This is a genomic window from Brevibacillus sp. NRRL NRS-603 (genome assembly GCF_003013445.1).
GTDB lineage: Bacteria > Bacillota > Bacilli > Brevibacillales > Brevibacillaceae > Brevibacillus > Brevibacillus formosus.
In genome coordinates this window covers 17,281-38,878 of record NZ_PXZN01000027.1, presented here as the reverse complement: position 1 = coordinate 38,878, position 21,598 = coordinate 17,281, and the positions used below count along the sequence as shown (strand labels likewise).

Annotated in this window: 17 protein-coding genes; 16 read left to right on the top strand and 1 reads right to left on the bottom strand. The window is 50.6% G+C overall.

Translation table 11 applies throughout. The annotated features are described in order from the left end of the window. Nucleotides 1–7 precede the first annotated feature (7 nt). The 7 genes from C7R94_RS20990 to C7R94_RS30355 all read left to right on the top strand — a co-directional run bounded on the left by C7R94_RS20990 (nucleotide 8) and on the right by C7R94_RS30355 (nucleotide 6,217). Nucleotides 8–370, top strand: a complete 363-nt coding sequence (locus tag C7R94_RS20990) for a DMT family transporter (RefSeq protein WP_106784340.1) — start codon at nucleotides 8–10, stop codon at nucleotides 368–370. Next, nucleotides 367–789 (top strand): YvaD family protein, encoded by a 423-nt coding sequence (locus tag C7R94_RS20985; protein WP_047073375.1) that lies wholly within the window; start codon nucleotides 367–369, stop codon nucleotides 787–789. Before C7R94_RS20990 ends, C7R94_RS20985 begins: the two co-directional genes overlap by 4 nt. Nucleotides 790–1,005: 216 nt before the next feature. Beyond that, the gene (locus tag C7R94_RS20980; RefSeq protein ID WP_047073374.1) at nucleotides 1,006–1,836 is read left to right on the top strand and encodes an MIP/aquaporin family protein; all 831 of its coding nucleotides are present in this window, start codon (nucleotides 1,006–1,008) and stop codon (nucleotides 1,834–1,836) included. Nucleotides 1,837–1,889: 53 nt separating this feature from the next. Then, complete coding sequence (gene glpK, locus C7R94_RS20975; protein WP_106784338.1) at nucleotides 1,890–3,389, top strand: glycerol kinase GlpK; 1,500 nt, start codon at nucleotides 1,890–1,892, stop codon at nucleotides 3,387–3,389. A gap of 147 nt (nucleotides 3,390–3,536) precedes the next feature. Next, nucleotides 3,537–5,207 carry a glycerol-3-phosphate dehydrogenase/oxidase gene (locus tag C7R94_RS20970; RefSeq protein WP_047073372.1) on the top strand — a complete coding sequence of 557 codons (1,671 nt, stop codon included), beginning with the start codon at nucleotides 3,537–3,539 and terminating at the stop codon, nucleotides 5,205–5,207. Between the two features lie 13 nt (nucleotides 5,208–5,220). Then, the gene (locus C7R94_RS20965) at nucleotides 5,221–5,775 is read left to right on the top strand and encodes a glycerol-3-phosphate responsive antiterminator (RefSeq protein ID WP_047073371.1); all 555 of its coding nucleotides are present in this window, start codon (nucleotides 5,221–5,223) and stop codon (nucleotides 5,773–5,775) included. Between the two features lie 247 nt (nucleotides 5,776–6,022). Continuing rightward, entirely contained in the window at nucleotides 6,023–6,217 is a 195-nt protein-coding gene (locus C7R94_RS30355; protein ID WP_197244904.1) for a hypothetical protein, read from the top strand. 111 nt (nucleotides 6,218–6,328) lie between these two features. Here the strand turns inward: C7R94_RS30355 and pdxR are convergent, their stop codons facing one another. Continuing rightward, a complete protein-coding gene (pdxR, locus tag C7R94_RS20955) occupies nucleotides 6,329–7,777 on the bottom strand; it encodes a MocR-like pyridoxine biosynthesis transcription factor PdxR (RefSeq protein WP_106784336.1) in 1,449 nt (482 codons plus the stop codon). 127 nt (nucleotides 7,778–7,904) lie between these two features. Here pdxR and C7R94_RS20950 point away from each other — a divergent pair, with 127 nt between their 5' ends. The 9 genes from C7R94_RS20950 to C7R94_RS20910 all read left to right on the top strand — a co-directional run bounded on the left by C7R94_RS20950 (nucleotide 7,905) and on the right by C7R94_RS20910 (nucleotide 21,556). Further along, entirely contained in the window at nucleotides 7,905–8,870 is a 966-nt protein-coding gene (locus C7R94_RS20950; RefSeq protein ID WP_106784334.1) for a proline dehydrogenase family protein, read from the top strand. 183 nt (nucleotides 8,871–9,053) lie between these two features. Then, on the top strand, nucleotides 9,054–11,429 hold the full coding sequence (locus tag C7R94_RS20945; protein WP_233220625.1) for a DUF7408 domain-containing protein: 2,376 nt from the start codon (nucleotides 9,054–9,056) through the stop codon (nucleotides 11,427–11,429). Further along, entirely contained in the window at nucleotides 11,426–12,352 is a 927-nt protein-coding gene (locus tag C7R94_RS20940) for an ABC transporter ATP-binding protein (RefSeq protein ID WP_047073364.1), read from the top strand. The genes C7R94_RS20945 and C7R94_RS20940 overlap by 4 nt, the downstream gene beginning before the upstream one ends. Beyond that, nucleotides 12,349–13,209 carry an ABC transporter permease gene (locus tag C7R94_RS20935; RefSeq protein ID WP_106784328.1) on the top strand — a complete coding sequence of 287 codons (861 nt, stop codon included), beginning with the start codon at nucleotides 12,349–12,351 and terminating at the stop codon, nucleotides 13,207–13,209. Before C7R94_RS20940 ends, C7R94_RS20935 begins: the two co-directional genes overlap by 4 nt. A 3-nt stretch (nucleotides 13,210–13,212) precedes the next feature. Next, the gene (locus C7R94_RS20930; protein ID WP_106784325.1) at nucleotides 13,213–14,940 is read left to right on the top strand and encodes a coiled-coil domain-containing protein; all 1,728 of its coding nucleotides are present in this window, start codon (nucleotides 13,213–13,215) and stop codon (nucleotides 14,938–14,940) included. Between the two features lie 30 nt (nucleotides 14,941–14,970). After that, a complete protein-coding gene (locus C7R94_RS20925; protein WP_106784323.1) occupies nucleotides 14,971–15,954 on the top strand; it encodes an AAA family ATPase in 984 nt (327 codons plus the stop codon). Beyond that, nucleotides 15,951–16,832, top strand: a complete 882-nt coding sequence (locus C7R94_RS20920) for a DUF58 domain-containing protein (RefSeq protein WP_106784321.1) — start codon at nucleotides 15,951–15,953, stop codon at nucleotides 16,830–16,832. The genes C7R94_RS20925 and C7R94_RS20920 overlap by 4 nt, the downstream gene beginning before the upstream one ends. A 16-nt stretch (nucleotides 16,833–16,848) precedes the next feature. Continuing rightward, nucleotides 16,849–18,723: a vWA domain-containing protein gene (locus tag C7R94_RS20915; protein WP_106784318.1), complete on the top strand. Its 1,875-nt coding sequence runs from the start codon at nucleotides 16,849–16,851 to the stop codon at nucleotides 18,721–18,723. Further along, nucleotides 18,713–21,556 (top strand): VWA domain-containing protein, encoded by a 2,844-nt coding sequence (locus C7R94_RS20910; protein ID WP_106784316.1) that lies wholly within the window; start codon nucleotides 18,713–18,715, stop codon nucleotides 21,554–21,556. Before C7R94_RS20915 ends, C7R94_RS20910 begins: the two co-directional genes overlap by 11 nt. The last annotated feature ends 42 nt before the right edge of the window (nucleotides 21,557–21,598 follow it).

Below are 21,598 nucleotides of genomic sequence, written 5' to 3'. Positions count from 1 at the left end.
GAACATAATGAGTTGGGTCTATCTATTAATGGCCATTTTGCTAGAGGTGGCTGGAACAACATCGATGAAGCTGTCTGACGGGCTGAGCAAGCCTGTCCCCAGTGTGATGATGTTTATCTTTTATATTTTGTGCTTCTCGTCGCTGAGCCTGGCGCTCAAGGAAATGGAGGTCGGGACTGCCTATGCTATTTGGTCTGGTCTCGGCACGGCGATCATCGCGGTCATTGGTGTGGTGGTCTTCAAGGATGCCTTCACTGTCAAAAAAGTAATTGCTGTCGGACTGATCATCGTGGGCTGTGTGCTGTTGAATCTGGGAGACTCCTCTCACGCGCAATCTTCTAAAGATACAGGAGTAGCTGAGGCGAAATGAGTGAGAAAAATGTGAGAGCTATGCTCGTTTTCTTCTGGGTCACCGATGTGGCTTTTGTCGCATACTGGTTCATTACATTTTTGGAGCTTCTCCCTGTGGAATACTTGTATCAGGATTACTACGACCCCAATTTGCTCGCATGGAACCTGTCCTTTTTTCCATTGGATATCTTCATTTCCATCACGGGCTTTGCCAGTCTGTACGCCTATCGCAGAGGACGGCACATCTGGAAACCGCTCGCCATGCTGTCGCTCATTTTGACGTCCTGTTCGGGGTTGCAGGCAATCGCTTTTTGGGCGTTCAAGGCAGATTTTGATTGGTCTTGGTGGATTCCGAACCTGTACCTGCTGATTTATCCGTTATTCTTTTTGCCTGGCTTGATGCGAGAACTGGCAAAAGTGAAGGAAAGGAATTCTTGACAAATTTTGAGCAGTGGCTATATAGTAGGTCTTAAGTTAATAGTGCTGTGGAGATTGGGAGATCAGCTAATATTTGCAAAATGAGGGCATTCGCTCTCAGGTTGCGAGTATTAGCTTTTTTATTTTCTCTCTAGACAAACCACAAAGGAGTTGGCAAATTGTAAGCGCTTTACGGAAGTGATTTTACAATTTTTCCAAAAAGGGGGAGGATGGGGCATGTCTATTTATGTAGGGGAACTGATCGGGACAATGATCTTGATCATTTTGGGGGCAGGTGTTTGCGCCGGACAGAACTTGAAAAAGGCGTATTCCCAAAACGGCGGTTGGATTGTGATTACGCTGGGCTGGGGGCTGGGAGTTGCGTGCGGAGCGTATGCGGTAGGAAGCATTAGCGGAGCGCATTTGAATCCGGCACTTACGATTGCACTGGCCAGCATCGGTCAATTTCCGTGGGAGCATGTGCCGGGCTATATAGCGGCTCAACTGATTGGGGCATTTATGGGCGCGACGTTTGTCTGGATCTTTTATTACCCGCATTGGCGTGAGACGGATGATGCCGGAGCCAAATTGGGGGTATTTGCAACAGGTCCCGCGATTCCCCATACAATCGCAAATCTCTTCAGCGAAATTTTAGGTACGTTTTTCTTGGTGCTCGGTCTACTGGCGATCGGAGCGAATAAATTTGCAGAAGGACTCAATCCGTTTATCGTCGGCTTCCTGATCGTAGCAATTGGTTTGTCTCTTGGTGGTACTACTGGATATGCGATCAATCCAGCCCGTGACCTCGGACCCCGCCTCGCCCATGCCCTCTTGCCCATCCACGGCAAAGGAAAGTCCAACTGGCGCTACGCATGGATTCCTGTTGTTGGACCTATCATTGGAGCTGTAAGTGGAGCATTTTTTTACAAATGGACGTTTACAGACCATTCACTGACAGGTGTAATAGCATTAGCGGCTTTCATGGTGATTGCCATCGTGGTCGGCATGACAACGAAAAAATCAATCGGCAGCAAGGAGCGACTCGCATCCGAAAGTGCACGTTCCTAGACATACAGGAAATAATGAAGGCGATTCCATATGAGTGAAGGAGGAATATTATCATGGAAAATAAATATATGCTTTCCCTCGATCAGGGAACCACGAGCTCTCGCGCTATTTTATTCGATAAATCAGGTGCCATTATCGGTGTTGCCCAGAAGGAATTCACGCAAATCTATCCGAAGCCGGGTTGGGTGGAGCACAATGCCGAGGAAATCTGGGAATCACAGCTGGAAGTTTTGAAAGCGGTTTTACTGGAGAATCATGTGAAACCGGAAGAAATCGCAGGAATCGGGATTACCAATCAGCGGGAAACAACCGTGGTATGGGATAAGCACACGGGTAAGCCCATCCACAATGCGATTGTATGGCAAAGCAGACAGTCCATCGATATTTGCAACCAGTTGAAAGAGCAAGGCTATGAGCAAACCGTTCGCGAAAAGACAGGACTGTTGATTGACGCCTACTTTTCCGGCACAAAGGTAAAATGGCTGCTCGATCATGTGGAGGGAGCACGGGAAAGAGCAGAGAAAGGCGACCTCTTGTTTGGAACCATTGATACGTGGCTGATTTGGAAGCTGACCAATGGTCTTGTGCATGTGACCGACTATTCCAATGCTTCACGCACGTTGATGTTTAATATTCATTCCCTGGAGTGGGACGACGAGCTGTTGTATATGCTGCAAATTCCGAAAAGCATGCTGCCAGCTGTCCGTCCTTCCAGCGAATTGTACGGCTACACAGACGAGAAGCTCTTCGAATTCCAGATTCCGATTGCCGGGATTGCCGGAGACCAGCAGGCTGCGCTGTTTGGGCAGGCGTGCTTTGCGGAAGGGCAGGCCAAAAACACATACGGAACAGGCTGCTTCATGCTAATGAATACCGGAGAAAAGGCAGTTGCATCCAAAAACGGGTTGCTGACGACCATTGCCTGGGGCGTGGATGGCAAGGTAGAGTATGCCCTGGAAGGCAGTATTTTTGTAGCTGGTGCGGCGATTCAATGGCTGCGTGACGGACTCAAGGTGATCGAAAAATCATCGGATTCGGAAAAGCACGCACTCGCTGTTGACAGTACAGAGGGTGTCTATATGGTTCCGGCCTTTGTTGGCTTGGGAGCGCCGTATTGGGATATGGAAGCTAGAGGCGCGATTTTCGGTTTGACCCGTGGAACGACGGAAGATCATTTGATTCGGGCAGCGCTGGAGTCTCTGGCTTATCAGACAAGGGATGTGCTTGAAGCGATGGAGGCTGATTCCGGCATCCGGCTGCAAAAGCTGGCGGTAGACGGGGGAGCCGTGGCGAACAACTTTTTGATGCAGTTCCAGTCCGATATCCTGAATTCAGAGGTAGAGCGTCCGCGTGTCAATGAAACGACCGCGCTGGGAGCAGCTTACCTGGCAGGGCTTGCCGTCGGGTATTGGGGCAGCAAGGAAGATATCGTGAATAACAAAGTGGTGGAGCGCTCCTTCTCACCGGATATGGCGGAGGAAGTGCGCCAAGAGCTGTACGCAGGTTGGAAGCAAGCTGTAACGGCAACGATGGGTTACAAGATTAGGCATTGATTTTTGCGTAAAAGAGGTCTAAAGTTAGAGATAAGTTAATCATGCTGTGGAGACTACGGAGACAGCCAGTATCAGAAGGGCAATGAGATTGCATTGCTTCTTTTGGATATTGGCTGTCTTTTTCTTTTAGAAAGGATGAGAAGAACGATGAACGATCAACATGCATTATCATCAAGTCAACGCCAGGCTTGTCTGGATAAAATGGCAAACAAACAACTCGATCTTTTGGTAATTGGCGGTGGGGTGACGGGAGCAGGTATTGCCCTCGATGCAGCCGCGAGAGGACTTACCGTTGGACTCGTGGAAAAACAGGACTTCGCTGCGGGCACCAGCAGTCGCTCTACGAAGCTGGTTCACGGAGGATTGCGCTATTTGAAGCAGGGCGATGTGCAACTGGTGCGGGAAGTAGGCAGAGAGCGAGCCATTTTGTATCGCAATGCGCCACATATCGTCATCCCTGAAAAAATGATTTTGCCAATCGTGAAAAACGGTACCTATGGCAAGCTGGCAACCTCTATTGGTTTATATGTTTACGATGTGTTGGCTGGAGTCGAAAGAAAAGAACGACGCATCATGCTGAACAAACAGAAAACCGTGGAGGCAGAACCGCTTTTGCGCCGTGATATTCTCAAGGGCGGCGGGCTCTATTTCGAATACCGGACAGATGATGCAAGGCTTACCGTTGAGGTCATGAAAACAGCAAGCTCGCACGGAGCCCTCTGCGTGAACTATACCGAAGCCACTGGCTTTATTTATGAAAACGGCAAGGTCATCGGAATTAGCGCGAAGGATTTGCTCACGGGTACGGAGTACTCCCTCCATGCCAAAAAAATCGTCAACGCAGCAGGTCCTTGGGTGGATCAGCTACGAGAAAAAGACCACTCCCTGTACGGCAAGCGCCTCCACCTGACAAAAGGTGTCCATCTGGTCGTACCATATAACAGACTTCCATTGAAGCAGGCCGTTTATTTCGATGTATCCGATGGGCGCATGTTGTTTGCCATTCCGCGGAATAACAGTACGTATATCGGTACAACTGACACGAATTACAAAGGTGTGCTGGAGCGGCCAACGGTGACGAGAGAAGACATGGAGTATGTGTTGAATGCCGCGAACGAGATGTTCCCATCTGTGAAACTGACGGAACAGGATGTCAGCTCCAGCTGGGCAGGACTCAGACCGCTGATTCATGAAGATGGCAAGTCCCCATCCGAATTGTCACGCAAGGACGAGATTTTTTATTCCAAAAGCGGGCTGATTACGATCGCTGGTGGAAAATTGACGGGCTTCCGCAAGATGGCCGAGCGTATTGTCGATGTGGTGGTCAAGCAGTTGACCGAAGAAGAGGGCAGAGCATTTGGAGCTTGTCAGACAGATAAAATCGTCCTCTCCGGCGGGAAATTTGACTCCGCAGCCAAGATTCCTGTATTTGTAAAAGCACAGGCAGAGCGGCTTCGCCAATGGGGAATCACCGAGGAACAAATCCGTGTTCTCGTCGGGAAATATGGAAGCAACAGTGAGAAAATCGTAACGATGTGCCAGGAGCTTTTGTCACAAAATGCTCAAAATGTGTCTCCAATCGAAGCACTGTTGAAAGCAGAACTGCGCTACGCTGTAGAGGAAGAAATGGTCATGACCATGAGCGATTTTCTGATTCGTCGCAGTGGCAGACTATTCTTCGAGAGAGATACACTGGAGCCTGTGTATCGATTGGTTGGAGAAGAGCTCGCGCATGAGCTGCAATGGTCGGATGAGAGGAAAGAACATGAAATAAAAGCGTTTGAAGAGGAATATCATCTTGCGAAAACATTTCAATAGGGGTGATTCGTGATTGGCAAACCAGATCAATCAAGTCATACTTCCTGCAGCCCGGACGTTAAAAGAATTTGATGAACTCATGGAAAGCTCCTACGAGCGCATTATTTTGCTGAATGCTCATGTAGCGCAAGTAAAGCCACTGGGAAAACGGGCAAGAGCGTTCGGGAAAAAACTGCTGATCCATGCTGATCTCATTGACGGCTTGAAGTCGGATGAATATGCGATGGAGTTTCTTGCGCAAGAAGCACAGCCCGAAGGTATCATCACCACACGGAACAGTGCTATTCTTGCTGCCAAGAAAAAAGGACTCATTTCCATCCAACGACTTTTTCTCATTGATACGATGGCATTAGATAGCAGCCTTACTCAGCTGGAGAGAACCAAGCCGGATTACGTCGAGGTTTTGCCAGGAATCATTCCCCACCTGATCGAAGAAATCACTGTACGAACCAAAATTCCAGTTATCGCTGGAGGATTTATTCGCACAATGGATGACGTAGATCGCGCCATTCAAGCGGGTGCAACTTCTGTAACCACTTCTCGCAGAGAACTGTGGACGAAATCATAAGGGCATCAGGGTTGTAAAAAGCCGGTTATTCCTATTCGTAGGAATACCGGTTTTTTGGTGTTTGTCCGTAAAGAAAATAGGTAAATGACGATGATAGAGAACATAGGTAGATACCCTTTTATTTGGTATGGAGGTCATTAGTCTATGCGGATAAACGTCACCGTGCATATACACATATAGTCAACAAAAAATAAGAGGAAAGAAGGCGGTTACGTGAATTATCCAAGCGGGCAATGGCAGTCATCGTATGGGCAGTCTTCCTATTATCCATGGCAAAGAGATGATTGGGGTCGTGGTCGAGACTGGGATCGAGGACGAGATTGGGATCGTGGGCGTGACTGGGATCGAGATCGTAGACGCAGATGTCCAGATTTCTGTCGGCATTGCCATCCTAGATGCTGTGGTGGCTGGCGCTAATTATCCTCTTTTTTTCAATAGATAGAAGCGGAAGCGTAATAGTCTTGAGCCAAATCTTGTGGATCAATCGAGATTTGGCTCTTTTTTTTGAAACGGTGGAAAACACGGTGAATCAAGAGATGCAGGGATTCTCGCTCTAAAGATATGACTGTGCTTGTTTTGTTTTCTCCAGCGCAATATTTGTTAAAACAGCCCTGATCCTCTCGACCCCTTCTTTGATCTGTGTCTCATTGGTATTGCCGTATCCGAGAATGATTTTATCCGTATGCTTGTCTTTGACAATGGTGTGTTCCTCAACTGGGTAGACACGCACTCCGGCTTGCTCCAGTGCAGTCAGGACGTCAGGTGTGAAGCGAACCGTTGGAAAAGCAGCTACGATATGCAGACCAGCAGCCTCCCCCCAAATACGCATACGATCTCCAAAAGCCAGCTGAAGAGCATCAATCAAGCATTGTCGGCGTTTTTTGTACAGCTTTTTTGCGCGATTCACGTATTTCTCTAGGTGCCCCTCCTCGATAAAAACCCCTAGGGCAAGCTGATCAATCGAAGGAGCGTGCAAATCGGATAGCCATTTCGCTTGCTGATAGGAAGCTACCAATGCTTTTGGGAGGACGAGGTATCCCTGGCGTAGACAGGGAGAAAGAATTTTGCTAAAGGAACCGATGTAGATAACACGCTCCGAGGCAAGCCCCTGAATGGAGCTGATGGGAGCGGTATCGTAGCGAAACTCGCTGTCGTAATCATCCTCGACAATGTAGCAGTCAGCTTCCCGTGCATAACGAATGAGTTGAAGTCTTCGCTGGATGGGCATGGTGCCGCCGAGCGGGAACTGATGAGAAGGAGTGACAAATACGAAGCGGGGGCGATGGGCAGATAATGACGGTAGCTGATCCATATCCATCCCGTAGGCATCTGTCGGAACAGGCAGTAAACGAGCCCCTGTCCTGGTGAAAATACTTTGGATATCGTGGGTGATCGGGTCCTCGATGACGACGTGACTATCAGGGCGCAGAAGCACGTTGGCAATCAGGGTGAGCGCCTGAGTAGCCCCGGATGTCATAATGATTTGCTCGGGTTCGCATTGAACGCCGCGCGTTCGATACAAATAGCGACACAAAATCGTGCGCAGCTCCGTGCGTCCCTCGGGACGATTATAGCCAAATACTGACAGCGGCGCTTCCTGACAGACGCGCTGGACGGTTTTGCCCCAGAGGCTGCGAGGAAAGTACTCCAGAGCAGGAATACCGGAACGAAAATCGATCAGCTTGCTCTCGGCTTCGTTGAAGGGCTGATCCACTTTTGGCAACCCAGTATCTGTCACCCGAGCGTGCTGTTCCAAATAAATACCCGAAGCAATAAAATACCCAGAGCCACGTCTGCTCTCGATGTAGCCCTCGGCTAATAGCTGCTCGTACGCCTCTAACACTACATTGCGAGAGAGGTGCAGTTCGCTGGCTACTTTGCGGGTAGAAGGAAGCTTGAAGCCAGCTGTCAGTTCTCCGCTCAAAATCTTTGTGCGCAATTCAGAGTAGATTTGTCTGATTAACGGAATGGGTTTCTCTCGGTCAATGGTCATCCAGAGCAAGGCGTGTGAGCCTCCTTATGTAACTGGTCCTCTCAAAATAGTGGGAAACTGGACCTAATCCACACAAGCGTACCATGGTAGGGTGAAGGAAGAGAAGAGGTATGCCATTGCCAAAGGAGAGAGAAAGATGACGCCAGAAATGAGAAGAACCGCAGAGATTTTACGTACAATCGCCCGTGATGAACGGATCAAGGAAGTGGTCAGAACATCGCCCTTGTTATATCCATTGCTTTTGACTGCTGCCAAACGTTATGTGACTGGCGAAACGCGTGCGGATGCAATGAAAATAGCCCAACGCTTGGAAAAAATGGGCTACCGTCTATCCGTTGAACACATTGGTGAAAATACGCTGGATTTGCAGGTTGTTCATGAAGCGCAGCGGGAATTTCTGGCGCTAACTGCGGATTGCTCCCAACTACATACATCAGTCGGGATTTCATTTGATCTGTCCCATCTCGGCTTGTTACTGGATCTAGAGATGGCGTTTGCCCACGTAGACGAGTTGGCGGAGCGGGCGAGTCATAGTGGCCAGTATTTGATGATCAGTATGGAGGAATCGACAAAAACAGAGGCGATCATCAGCATGTATGAGCGCTTGGCACAGCGACATGAAAATGTGGGCATTACGATTCAAGCGCATTTGCACCGCTCGTTGGATGATGTGAAAAGGGTGCTAGAACTCCCAGGAAAAATTCGTTTGGTCAAAGGCGCATTCAAGGAACCCCAGGAAATCGCATTGGCGCGTTCAGTGGAGTTGAACGAACGATATCTGGAGCTGGCAAACATGTGTGTGCAAGCCGGGCGAGAATGCTCACTCGCCACGCACGACCAAGCGATTGTAGACGAGCTAGCCCGTCGAGACTATTTGCATCGACCGAATGTAGAGGTTGAGTTGTTATACGGGGTTCGCCCTGAACTGGCTCATGCTTTGCGAGAAAAGGGGGTTCCGGTGCGCTTGTACCTCACGTATGGGACAGAGTGGTACTTGTATTTGTGTCATCGATTGGCAGAGCACCCGCCTCATGTGCATCAGGCAATAGCCGATATGTTTGATCCGGCGAGACTTCAGGATGTAGGGTATGGCATGTCATAGCAGGATTACGAAAAAAACGTCAGAGCATAATCCTGACGTTTTTTCTATTTTTCACTCTGTACTTAGTGACCAGTCGACTTCATTTTGAAAAAAATGTAGCTATTTGTATGGAAATAACGTCAATAATTGTATGAGTAGAAAAGATAGGAAGATAAAAGAATGGTCCGTGGAGGTTTTGAACGAATGAAAACGGCGCAGTGTAAGCGATGGCTCCTGGCCTTCTGTGCGTTCCTCCTGTTGGTAGCAGGTGTTCCTTTAGGATTAACGGGGACAGCCTTGGCAGAGGGAAGCATTCAGCTGGGAGTAACAGTCGGAATTGAAGGAAAGTACAGGGAGATGGGGATGGTTCCCGTTGTGGTCACGGTGAGAAATGGAGGGGCGGATATCGAAGGAGATCTTTATGTCGCCACGGGGGAACGGGGAGACAGTCGCTTCGAAGTTGCCAATTATCAGCCGGTTTCGATTGCAAGCGGAGTGACCAAGCAGGTAACCATTCTCGTTCCTGGATCAGAGCTGGATAGCCGTTCTTTTGTAGCTTTGATGCAAAATAATAAGATCATTGCGCAAACTCCGGTAACAGGTGTTTCATACAGCGAAGATACATTGATGATTGGCGTGCTGGCAGAAAATCCCGACACAGCTAATTTCCTTGGTGTACTGCCGAAAGGCTCCATTCATAACCCAGTCCAGCTCTTGACGATGAAGGCAGACAATATGCCAGTGACAGGTACACAGCTACAGATGCTTAATATGCTCGTGATCAACAATTTTGCTTTGGATTCATTGAATGAACAGCAGATTAAAGCGATTCGGGATTGGACGAATTCTGGCGGGATGATGATTTTAGCCGGAGGAGCGCAGTACAAGAAAGCCGGAGGCGTTTTGAGTGATTTGTCGCCAGTAGAAGTGACTGGAGTGTCGAGCGTACAGACACTTTCCAGTCTAAAAGCGGATAAGACCAACCCGATTGCACTGACATCCCCCTTTACTGTAAGCAATGGGACAGTGAAGGCAGGAAAAGTTCTGTACAGCGAAGGAAATATTCCGCTGATGGCCGTACATAACGTGGGAGCCGGAAAAGTGTTGTATGTCGCTTATGATTTGGCGGCCGAACCAGTAGCCAGTTGGGCTGGAAACAGTCGCTTTTGGGCAGATACATTAGTAAAGGCTTTTGGTTCTTTCATCAACACTTCAAATAGGAGCATGATCGACAACGTATGGCCGCTTCACGATGCTGCTGATCGCGTCCCATCCTTGAAAATTCCGGAGGTTGGCTGGTTCGCAGTATTTTTCGGAATTTATGCCCTGGTTGTCGGGCCAGTTCTTTTCTATATTTTGCGGAGAGGCCGCAAGCAAAGCTACATGTGGGTGATTGTCCCTGCCCTTTCGGTGCTGGCGGGAATCGGAATCTTCTCGATTGGTGCCATCCAGCGGGGGGTGGGTGTAAAGCTGCATCAGGTAGGTTATGTTGAACTGCAAAACAACGGACAGGCGAATGCAGTGAGCGTAACCGCATTATTCGTACCGAGTAATGACGACTATCGATTGACTATAAAGGGAGAGGGCATAACCCAACCCGTCACTGAAGGAGACTATATCGATCAAATTCCGAGAACGTGGATTTCCATACAGCCTGATCAGACCCATATTGATTTCCGTGATGTAGAATTTTGGTCGATGCGCAAGGTTGCGACGGAGCAATCCTTATCGGACGTAGGAAAAATAGAATCGAACCTGTCGTATGAAAACGGCGCACTGAAAGGAACCGTGACGAACCATACGAAGTACTCGCTAAGAGACGTGACGATCTCGACAGGAATGCAGGTACAAGAGTTTCCACAGTTGGCGGCTGGCAGCAGTATCGAAGTGAACTTGCCGTTTGCCCCTCAACAACAAGCAAGGCGGAATCAACATCGGATGAATATGGGGCATGCGCTGCCGCAGTACATGCAATCGAATGGCTATGAAAGAGAAACGCGTGAGCAACTCATCGTGGAAATGCTGGACATGCTGGACAGACGTAGCGGTCCGTCTGAAGTGGTAAAACTCGTGGGCTGGACCGATGCGCAAGTTGCTGAGGCTGTCGTACCAAACGAAAATACGGAGAACAACAGCATTGCGATGGTCACTTCGACGCTGCAAGTGAATCCATCCAAGGATGGACACATTTATTATCCGACGGGATCATTTGATGTGACGATGTCGGGCAGCTCAGTTCCAGTAGATGACTTCGGAGATGGCTTTAGACTCCCTGCTGGTGATATTACCTTTGACATCAATTTGAATCAGGAAGGACAGGAGCTTGCCATCAGCAATTTGTATCTGTACACCTGGTCAGAGGACAATACGACATTTGGAAAAGAGGTTTACAACTGGAAGACAAAAGCTTTCGAACCATTTGAAAAAGCATTCATGAACAACGTCATGACAAGCGATAAGACCACTACTTATGTTTCGGGCGACGGCATTGTCCGCATCAAATTTGCCCACCAGTTTGAGGATGATCGCCACATTGGGGTTCCAAGTGTCAGTGTGGAAGGGAAGGTGAGCAAAAAGTGATCCAGATCCAAAATTTGCGCAAGCGCTACGGCAAAATGGAAGCGTTAAAAGGACTTTCGCTCGAAATTGACAAGGGTACCGTTTTTGGTTTCGTCGGTCCGAACGGGGCAGGAAAATCGACGACGATGTCTATTTTGGCGACTTTATTGGAGCCGACCAGTGGGAAAGCATACGTAGGCGGCTACGAAGTGACCAAGCATCCAAAGGAAGTGCGCAAGCTGATCGGCTACATGCCAGACTTTTTTGGTGTCTACGACAATTTGACAGCAGAAGAGTACCTTGATTTTTACGGTGCGAACTACGATATTCCGGCAGCTGAACGAAAACAAATCATTCCGCAGTTATTAGAGCTGGTGAATCTTACCCACAAGCGAGATGCCTACGTCGACTCGTTGTCGCGGGGGATGAAGCAACGCCTCGGACTGGCACGCTCGCTGGTTCACAATCCGGAAGTGCTCATTTTGGACGAACCGGCTTCTGGCTTGGACCCGCGTGCACGCATTGAGCTGCGGGAGATTTTGAAGGAACTGCGGGATATGGGCAAGACGATTATCATTAGCTCGCACATATTGCCTGAGCTGGCGGAGATGTGCGACGTCATCGGGATTGTGGAGGAAGGCAATCTGGTTGCCTTCGGACGAGTCGATGAGATTTACTCGAAAATGCAAGAACAGCGAGTATTGCGCATTCGCCTGTTAGATCGGGTTGAGGAAGCAATGACGCGCCTTCGTGAGATGCCCGTTATTACCAGGGTGACACGTGAAGGGAACTGGGTCGTTGCTGGCTTTTCAGGCAATGACGAAGAACAGGTTGAGCTGCTGCGGGAGCTCGCGGTGTCAGGCTATCCTGTTGCCGCGTTTAATGAGGCAGTAGGTGATTTGGAAGAAATCTTCCTGGAAATTACGAAAGGGGTGGGCTCATGAGCGACTTGAGACGATTTCGCAACCCTGTCTTGTTCAATGAATGGAAAATGCGGATGCGGACCAATCGGTCACCGTGGATCATCCTGTTATATTTACTCGTTTTGGGTGCAATGACGCTCACGATTATCTTCTTTATGACAAACGGCGGCAGCTACTACAACCCGAATGATACACGCGAGCTGTTCATGATGCTGTCTGTGTTTCAGCTCGGGATGATCAGCTTCGTAGTGCCGGGACTGACAGCAGGTGTGATTTCCGGTGAACGAGAACGCCAGACGTTGAGTGTGCTGTTGACCACGAATGTCAGCGCAACACGGTTGATTTTAGGCAAATGGCTGGCGTCACTCAGCTTCATGACCTTCCTGGTCATTGCGACCATCCCGCTCTATGCCATCGTCTTTTTGTATGGAGGAATTTCACCTGCACAAGTGATCAAGGTGTTTGGCTTTTACGTCATCACGATGTTCGGCATCGGCAGCATTGGTGTGCTCATGTCTACGCTGATCAAACGGACTGGTATCGCTACGGTTGTCACTTATGCGGTGGTGTTCGGATTTGCGATCGGGTCGAGCATACTGGCGGAAATTATCAAAGAGTTCATTCGGTACCAGCGCCGGTCTGGTAGCATGTCATCCATGCCTATGCCGGACTGGCCACATCTCCTGCATAATTTTAACCCGTTGTTTGCGATGTTGAACATTTTTGAAGAAGGGCCGCAGATCAGGATTGGGAATGTGGACCCGTACGCGGTTTACTGCTTGTTTTTCGGGATTATTACACTATTCTGCCTGTTACTCTCCATCTATCTCATTCAGCCAGTGAAACCGAGATTTCGCAAAGCAAAAGAGGAGCAATAAGCCATGTTTACCTCTAGAGCGAACGACGAGCTGAAGTCACTGCTTGCACCCATTCGAAAGCAATTGGGATTGCGTGTATGGATACAGCAGTTAACTGTCTATGGATTGTGGGGAATGGGGGCGAGTTTGATGCTCCTCCTCCTTGCCCGCATCTGGCCGATTCCGTTTTACCATTGGATCGCGGTTGTGCTCCCAGTGCTTGTTGTCATCACAGGTCTGGTGCGTGCGCTTTGGATGCGCCCTACCTGGCTCCAATGTGCGCAAGTGGCAGACGGTAATGGTTTGGCCCAGCGAGTCGTCACAGCATGGGAGAATCAAGAGAATCAGTCAATGGTAGCAGGTATGCAGAGGGAAGACGCCCTACAGCATCTGCGTAAAAATTTGCCGCAAATCGTAGAGAGCCTCCGCATCTGGTCGCTGGTCCAAAAAAAGGTGTATGTCACCAGCAGCTTGCTATTGGTTTGTCTGGTACTGTTTCTTTGGCCGAATCCTCAAGACTTGCGACTGGCCCAGATTGCAGAGGAAAAGAAAGCCATCGCGCAGGTCGAGGAAGAAGTAGAGGCAATCAAGCAGGACGTGAAAAAGAATACAGGCTTAACGGACGCGCAGAAAAAGCAGCTGGAGGAAATGCTGGAGCAGGCAAAAAAGGCTTTGGCAAAAGCAGACGACCCGGCAGAACGTCAAAATGCATTGCGCGCTGCGGAAAAACAATTGGAGAAGGTCAGAGATGCGGAGCAGCGCAAAGAAAAAGCGCTGCAAGCACTCCAGCGCAGCTTGGGTAATCAAGAAGGGACACAAGCCCTGGCTGGCGCGATGGAAGCGAAAGATCGACAAGCGATGACCGAGGCTCTGGCACAAATGGCAAAAGCCATGGAAAGCATGCCGCAAAAAGAGCGGGAAGAGATCGCTCGTGAACTTGCAAGTGCAGCAGAGCAATTGAAAAAAGAGGCAGAGTCTGCTGACTCAAAGGAGCTGGAGGATATCGCCAAACAACTGGCGGAGGCAGCTCAACAAACAGCCCAAGGACAAGTGCCTCAAGCGATGACTGAGCTCGAGAACAGCTTGATGCAAGCCATGACGGGCATCCAGCAATCTCAGCAAGCCATGCTCGCAGCTATACATGCGGCTGCTTCGCTCAATCAGTCGCAAATGACGCTTGCCAGTGCCGGCACACAAGCAGGAAATGCTGGAGCGAGTGGAGCTGGGACAGGAACGGCAGCAACGGGCCAGGCGACTCCAGCATCTGGGGCACCCGGGAATCAGCCAACTGCAGCTACACCGGGAGCAGGTGCCAATCCGAATCAAGGGGCGAACCCGGCAAGCCAGCCTGGGAATGGAAACAATGGTTCGGGGCAAGGAAATGGCAACGGTAACGGTAACGGAAATGGAAATGGCAATGGAAGCGGCAATGGTAATGGCTCTGGCGGTCAAGGAAGCGGTCAAGGCGGCGGGGCCGGGTTAGGAAAAGGCAAACACGAGCTCGTTACCGTCCCGGCAGAGCGCATAGGTGGAGAAAACGGATCTGTTGATACAGTCGGAGGCTCACTCGGTTCAGGCCCATCCCAGTCGCAGCAAAGCGGAAACACACAAGTTTCCTCCGGTGGAACGCTGCCGTACGAGGAAGTGTACGGCCAGTATGAGCAATTTGCCCGCGAGAGTATGGAAAAAGGCAGTATTCCCGGCGATTATCAACAGATTGTGAAGGATTATTTCAGCAAAATAGAGCCTTAGATCATTCAACAACAGGAAGGAGACACGGCGATGGCGCAGCAAACGCTAGAGGATTGCTTGCAGCGAGTAGAGCTTGTCAGGCAAGAAATTGGAAAGGTATTGGTAGGGCAAAAAGATGTGGTCGAGCAACTTCTGTGGGCCGTGTTTGCAGGAGGACATGCGCTTTTGGAAGGCGTACCCGGATTGGGCAAAACGCTGCTTGTTCGGACACTTTCCCAAGCCTTTGAGCTGTCGTTTCAGCGGATTCAGTTCACACCGGACCTGATGCCGACAGACATTACTGGAACGAACATCCTATTGGTGGACGAGAAGGGACAACAGTCCTTCCAATTCCAGCATGGGCCGATCTTCGCTCATGTCGTGCTGGCTGACGAAATCAACCGGGCAACGCCAAAGACGCAAAGCGCCCTGTTGGAGGCCATGCAGGAGCGAACCGTTTCAGCTGGAGGAGTGACTCGTCCACTGCCAGAGCCGTTCTTCGTTCTCGCGACACAGAACCCGCTGGAGCAGGAAGGGACATACCCGTTGCCAGAAGCACAAATGGACCGCTTTTTATTGAAGATAGATGTACCATACCCGACAGAAGAAGAACTGAAAATGATCGTGCGGCAAACGACTACGAGCCAAGTGATCACCGTGGAAAAAGTGGCTTCAGCCGAGCAAATTGCTGAGATTCAGCAGGCAGCACGTGAAGTCCTGGTTGCCGATGCGGTACTGGATTACGCCGTGAAGCTGCTTTTAGCGACGCATCCGGGGGATTTGGCGATTGCTTCGGTGAACAAATATGTGCGAAACGGTGCGGGTCCGCGTGGCGTGCAGGCGATTGTCTCCTTGGCAAAGGTACGTGCATTATTGGCTGGGCGATACAATCTGGCGTACGAGGACGTGACAGCAGTTGCTCTGCCAGCGCTGCGTCACCGCATTTTCCTCAATTTTGAAGGAGAGGCAAACGGTATCCGACCAGACCGCGTCATTACGGATATTTTGGACGAACTGGGGACACAGAAGGTATGAATCAACACCTGCTTGATCCGTCATGGCTCGCCAGACTGGAGCGAATGCAGATGGCTAGTCGCAAAGCGGTCAGCGGCAGCCAGGCAGGAAAGCGAAGGGCGAGACAGCTGGGCAGCTCCATGGAGTTCGCAGACTTTCGGGCGTATGTTCCCGGCGATGATTTGCGGCAGCTCGATTGGAATGCGTATGCCCGTTCAGGCAAGCTGTTTTTGAAAAAATACTTGGATGAAACAGAGCTTCATGTGAACTTATATATCGATTGCAGTCGTTCGATGAGCTACGGGCAACCGAACAAAATGGCTCGTGCTGTCGAGATTGCCGCGGCTCTTGGCTATTTGTCCCTGTGCCACCTCGATCATGTGTCGGTCTATGCATTTGACAGCCGCATTACGGCAGCACTTACCGGGCTGCAAGGAAAGAGCCAGGCGCATCGCTTGCTCAGCTTCCTGTCTTCCCTGCAAGAAGGGGGAGCAGGTAATATGCAAACGGCAATGCGCCAGCCCGGGGCTGTCAGCGGCAAAGCTGGCATATCTATCGTGCTGTCGGACTTTTTGTTCGAGTCAGGCTATACGGAGGGCATTGCGTATTTGCAGGCGGCCAAACAAGAGGTCACGCTGGTCCAGGTGCTTTCCAAAGAAGAGCTTGCGCCCGAGTATGCGGGAGAGCTGCGGTTGATCGATTCAGAGACCGGGCAGGCAAAAGAAGTATCCTTGACCAGCCTTTTGATGGAAGAGTACCACAAGAGCTTGCGAGATTATCAACAAGAACTGTCCGCGTTTGCTTATGGAAGAGGAATCGCCTTCGTGTCTGTAGAGGCGGAACAATCCCTGGAATCGATTGTCTTCCATGTCTTTCGTCAGGCCGGCTTGATTCGCTAGAGAGGAGAGAGACAACATGCAGTGGATGGGTTTGGGAAACTTGTGGTTTGCGCTGATTATCCCGGCCATCATCGTCCTCTACCTGCTCAAGCGAAAAGTAGAGGATCGTGTCATACCAAGTACGCTCCTGTGGCAGCGCACGATGCAAAACTGGGAAGCGGTGAAACCGTGGGAAAGGCTGCGGCGCAACCTGTTGTTGCTGCTGCAATTGCTCGTTGCTTGCTTGCTCGTGCTGGCTTTGATACGGCCGGCTGTGCCCACTGAGGGAATCACATCCGACCATACGATTTTGGTCGTGGATACATCAGGGAGCATGATGGCGAAGGAAGGGAACGAAACGCGGCTGGAACGAGCAATTTCACAGGCAAAAGCACTTATAGAGAAGCTGGGAAGCGGACAGACGATGACCCTCATTGAGGCAGGGCGTGAGCCGAATGTTTTGGTTTCCAAAAGTGCAGACAAAGAGCCGCTCTTGCAAGCCATCGAAAAGCTTGCGCCTTTTTCCGGGACATCCGATCAAATCGCAGCCTTGTCTTTGGCAGGAGCCATTGCAGAGAATGAACCAGGCAGTGGAGTGGTTTGGATGGGGGACGGAAGCGGGGAACGCAAGCTGGATGGTGGCTCAGTCCCTGCCTTTTCTGGAAGCTTTCAGTTCATGCAGATGGGGAGCACCCGCGAGAATACGTCAATCGGTGTTTTTGTGACCCAGCCTACGGAAAAAGGGGTAGAGGGACTGCTACGGGTGGACAATCATGGCAGTATGCCCTCGAAAGGAAAAGTCACGATTTTTGATGAGCAAGACAATCTGCTGGATACCGATTCTTTTGCGGTGGGGGCAGGCAGCTCCCAGACATTTTCGTTTCAGAAGCTGGCGGTGTCTCGCGTCTATCGCGCAGTCATCGAACCGGAGCAGGACGGACTTTCCCAGGATAATGTCATGTGGAGTGTTCCATTCGCTACAGGGAAAGGAAAAGCAGCGTTGTATTCGCCAGAGGGCAATCGCTTCCTCCATCAAGTATTGCAGACAGTAGGAAGTCTCGAGGTGGAAACGATTCAGCAGGCACCGGATGCAGCGGCGGCTGCGCGTGACCTGTGGGTTTTTGACGGAGTCGTGCCAGACGAGCTGCCAAAAGGGAACATTTTATTGATTGCTCCGAACAAGAAAACAAAGTGGTTGCCGCTCGCTGGAGAAAAAGAACTGGATCAACAGCCAAGGCCAGTTTCCCCTGATGACCCGCTGCTCAAGCACGTAGATTGGCGGGATGTGCACGTCGCCAAAGGATACGTATTGGACGAGATGCCTGGTATGAAGCCATTGGTACGCGCAGGCGATGTCGATCTGGTCAGAGCCGGGATTATAGACGGTCGACGAATGGTCATCATTGGATTTGATTTGCATGCATCGGACTTTCCGTTGCGTCCTGCTTTTCCGATTTTCATGCAAAATGTCGTCAACTGGCTATCACCTGGTCAAACAGCCCCAATCCCCACGGCACATCCGGGAGAGGTCTTGACCATCCCACTCTCACCGGGAGCGACAACACGTACCTTGACGTATCCGAATGGACACCAGCAGGCTCTTACAGAGGACGCCACGTCCAAAACGATGCAGCTGCCAGAGCTGACCGGATTGTATCGCCTTGACGAAGGGGTAGATACAGGCACAAAAAGTACGTATTTTACTGTCCAAATGAACGAGGAAGAATCGAATATTACACCAAAGTCTTTGAGTGTTGCCCGGAAGAATGCCGAAGAGCAAAAGGAGAGTGAGGAAGCGACAGCGACTGACACAACAGGAGCACTGGGAACCAAGGAGTTGACCTATTGGTTGGCGGCGTTTGCTCTCTTGGTGTTATTGGTGGAATGGAGGGTGTATCAGCGTGGGTATTAACTTTATACAGCCACTATTCCTGTTGCTATTGCTTCCTGTTGCGTACGTCATCATCAGCTGGTGGCGACATCAAAAGCAAATGCCAATCGGCAGAAAGGTGACGATTGCTACGATTCGCTCGCTCTTGTTCCTCCTTCTGGTTTTGGCGTTGGCAGGGACACAGCTGCTGACACCTATACAGGCGAAAACGATTGTGTTTGTTGCAGATAGATCCGCTTCCATGAAGGACGATCCGCGAGTTCTCTCCTTTTTGCGAGAGGCGATCGGTCAAAAGCAGGCAGCGGATAAGTACGCTGTCATTGCAGTAGGTGCGGAGGCGGCGGTCGATCAACCGTTGACGATACGCCAAGAGGTACAGCCCTTGGGCGTGGAAGTCAACCGGAATGCAACCAACTTGGCAGAAGGAATCCGATTGGCGTCTGCCATGATCCCTACCAATGCCAGAGGAAAAGTCGTTTTGCTGACAGATGGTCTGGAAACAAACGGAGATGCGGCACGGCAGACGAGACTGGCGAGGGAGCGAGGAATCGCTGTAGAGGCTGTGTCCTTGCAGCAGCCAAACGGGGATGAGGTCGTTCTTACATCTGTACAGGTGCCGCAAAGGCTGTACGCGGGCGAGGAATACGGTATCAGCGTTGATGTGGAGAGTACGATCGCGACCGAGGCTACTCTTCGCCTGTATGAAGGCAATCGCGAGGCTGGCCAGCAAACGGTACAGATCGGCAAGGGAAACAACCGCTTCGTTTTTTCCCAAAAAGCCATGCAGCAGGGTTTCCATCGTTATCGCGTGGAAATCGAGCCGCGGCAAGATACCGTAGCGGCGAACAATCAAGCTACAGCCTACACGCAGGTAGCCGGGGCGCCAGTTGTCCTCGTAGCCGAAGGGCATCCAGGTGCCGCCAGCAACCTCATTCAAGCGCTGGAAGCAGGCAATATCAAGGTAGAGCTGCGCGATCTCGCACTGCTGCCAAAGGAGCTTGAGGGCTACAAGCAATTTGCCTCCATTGTACTGGCAGATGTGCCCGCAACCAGCATGACTGATGCGGATATGGAACGCATGCGGACTGCTGTACGTGATTTGGGCATTGGTTTGATCATGACAGGCGGTAAAGATAGCTTCGGTATGGGTGGCTGGTTTCAGACACCAATCGAAGAGGCATTACCTGTTCACATGGATTTAAAAGGGAAGGAACAGCTCCCTTCGCTCGGACTGCAGCTGGTTATTGACAAGTCGGGCAGTATGAGCTCCGATGCCAGAGGTGCGGATAAGATGGCACTGGCTAGGGAAGCCGCGATTCGAGCGACAACTATGATGAATGCACAGGACTCCATAGGGGTGATCGCATTTGACGACACGCCATGGGATGTCGTAGCTCCACAATCTGTTACGAAGCTGGATGAAATCCAGCAGCAGATCAGCAGAATCCAAGCGGATGGCGGAACCGATATTTTCCCTGCCTTACAGCTGGGCTACGAACGTGTAAAGGCGATGAACACACAGCGCAAGCACGTTATTTTGCTCACAGATGGGCAGTCTGCACTCGACGACGATTACGAGGGCTTGCTACAGCAAATGACGGCTGAAAATATTACCGTTTCAACAGTGGCGCTGGGGGATGATTCGGATAGGTCGCTGCTGGAGATGATTGCCGAGTTAGGAAAAGGCAGATATTACTTTGCAAACGATGCCGAATCTATCCCGAAAATCTTCAGTAAAGAAACAGCGTTAGCCAGTCGCACGTTTATTGTGGAGAAGCCCCAAGTACCAGGCTATACAGGGGCGGGAGCTTGGCCTGCGCTGAAGCAGACTTTGCCTCCGGTGCGTGCGTATATAGCAACGACTCCGAAGCAAACAGCTGAATCCTCCTTGATGAGTGCTGACGATGATCCGATTCTAACCCGTTGGCAGTACGGTCTGGGGCGTTCTGTCGCGTGGACGAGTGATCTGGAAGGGAAGTGGTCACCGGACTGGGTGGCTTGGGGAGGAAACAGCCGTCTGTGGAACGAAATCGTGGCATGGACTTTCCCACAAATTACAGAAGGCGCTTGGAAGACGACTACGAGCGTGAACGGCGCAAAAGGCAATGTCAAGGTTACGATGCCAGCTGGTAGAAGCATGCCTCAAGAGATGGAGGCAGTCGTTCTCAATCAAGAGATGAAGAGAGAGGTCATCAAGCTTAAGCCGGTTGCGCCAGGCGTCATGGAGGGTGAATTCGAGACGGCTGATCCGGGCACTTACATGATTCAGATCTCACAAAAAAATCAAGGCCGAGTCACGGCGAGCCAAACGACAGGATTGACCGTTTCTTATTCACCCGAATACGGAATACATGCCGATGGTGAGAAAGAACTTCAAGAGTGGCTAAGTGCCGGTGGAGGGAATCAGATCACCAAACCGGAAGAAGCTTTTGGCGGCACTCTTCCTGATAAATGGGACACACAGTCAATCAATGAGTGGTTACTGATGTTGGCTGCTTTGCTGCTGCCGATCGATATCGCCGTTCGCCGTCTCCAGTTGCCGGATCAATGGTGGGTAAGGCTATCGAGTCTGTGGAGATTGCGCAAGTCCACGTCCGCCGATTCTGAACAACAGGCAGTATTGTCTCGCCTCGGCGAGAAGCGCTCGGTGACAAGACGGACACGCGAAGAGCGGACAGATGACCAGAAAGTCGTATCTGCTCCCCTCATTCATCCGATAGGGACGGCTGGAAACCAGGTGAAGCCAGCAGCAATCAAGAACGAGCAGGCAAAAGAGCAGAAAGAGAAGCAAGCACAGCCTGACGAAACGCTAAACAGACTATTGGCGGCCAAGAACCGGAAAAAGTCTCAGTAATAGATAAAAAAGAAAACAGCAGTCTGGCGAAAAAATCGCTAT